The sequence below is a fragment of the Alcanivorax sp. HI0083 genome, from assembly GCF_001635175.1.
This window is the reverse complement of sequence record NZ_LWFX01000862.1, coordinates 1-1,241: the sequence shown is the minus strand read 5'-3', so window position 1 is coordinate 1,241 and position 1,241 is coordinate 1. Positions and strand designations below refer to the sequence as shown.

The following is a 1,241-nucleotide window of genomic DNA, read 5'->3' as shown; positions in this document are numbered from 1 at the left end:
CCGATGAGGCTAGAAATCTACGCTATACCCCAGGGTGTAGGTACGACCACGGCCCTTGAAGTTGTACTCGTCACTCACGCGGGCGGCCTGGGAGTAGTAGGTGAAGTAGTCTTCATCCGTCAGGTTCTCGATACCCAGATCCAGTTTACCTGCGGGTAGCTTGTAGCTGACCATGGCGTCGACCAGGCTGTAGCCGTCAAAGTCCAGGTCCGGGTCATCAAAGCCGCGGCTGAAGAAATGGCTGACTTGCAGATAGGATGAGACGGTGCGGCTCCAGCCGGCATTCCAGCTCATCTGTACCGTGTCGGGGGCAATGCTCAGGCCGCTCAGTTCGGTATCGACAACGCCGTTGCCGTCGGTGTCGGATTCGCCGTCCTCGTGGGAATAGGACAGTTTGACGCGGTGGGCGTCGTTAATCTGCATGTGCCCGGACAGTTCCACGCCCTGGATTTCGGTTTTCTCCCGGCTGCCTTCAAAGGTGCCGGTAGTGGTGTTGTAGGTGAGGCGCTCGCCCAGATCCGAGTTGGATTCGTAGTAGCTCACTTCAAAGCCGTAGCGTGCCCAGTTGAAGCGCCCACCAATTTCCTGGTTGTCGGTAACGATAGGTTGTAGATCCAGCAGGGTATCTACGTCCTGGCCGGGGATGTTGATGCCGCGCAAGACACGGCCCACATCGGGCATGCCAAACCCTTCCGAGTAGCTGCCGTAGAGCTGCGCCCAGCTTGTGAGCTGGTATACCAGCCCGGCGTTGTAGAGTGTTTCGCTGAAGTCCGGGCTGCCGCCTTCCACGACCACATCGTCATTAAGGAACCTCTGAATAACTCCTTGCATGCTCAGTCTTTCAGGCTGGCTCGCAATCTAGGCGCGATTTTGAAGGTGTATGTCCATCCATCGAAAAAACGCAACGACGAGTGCGGGCTAGCCTGGAAGACCCGGAGGGCGTGGCCTGAAGCGCACATCTGCTGCGCCTTGCCTCTAGGAAAGGGAGCCACCCTGTCCGTCAAGACAAGACTCAACAGCTGCACGCTTCAGGCCACGCTGAGTACGCAAGGAGTTATTCAGAGGTTCCCAAGGTAAAGCGCAAACATGTCTGAACACTATTTACGCGATGATCTGGTTGAAGTCCGCAACAGTGAGGTCCACGGCCGGGGGCTTTTTGCCAGCCGGGATATCGCCCGCAATACCGAATTGGGGCAGTGCAAGGTTAAGCCTGCAAAGGGTAGCGGCCCTTATGTGTTGTG

General features: G+C 57.1%; 1 protein-coding gene. It reads right to left on the bottom strand.

Annotated features, from left to right (window positions below):
* Window positions 1-9 precede the first annotated feature (9 nt).
* Window positions 10-831, bottom strand: coding sequence for a TonB-dependent receptor domain-containing protein (locus tag A3754_RS08325; protein WP_369817595.1), 822 nt, complete (start codon window positions 829-831; stop codon window positions 10-12).
* Between the last annotated feature and the right edge of the window lie 410 nt (window positions 832-1,241).

Coding starts and splice junctions, on each gene's coding strand:
- A3754_RS08325 (WP_369817595.1), bottom strand. CDS start 831: ATGCAAGGAGTTATTCAGAGGTTCCTTAATGACGATGTGGTCGTGGAA.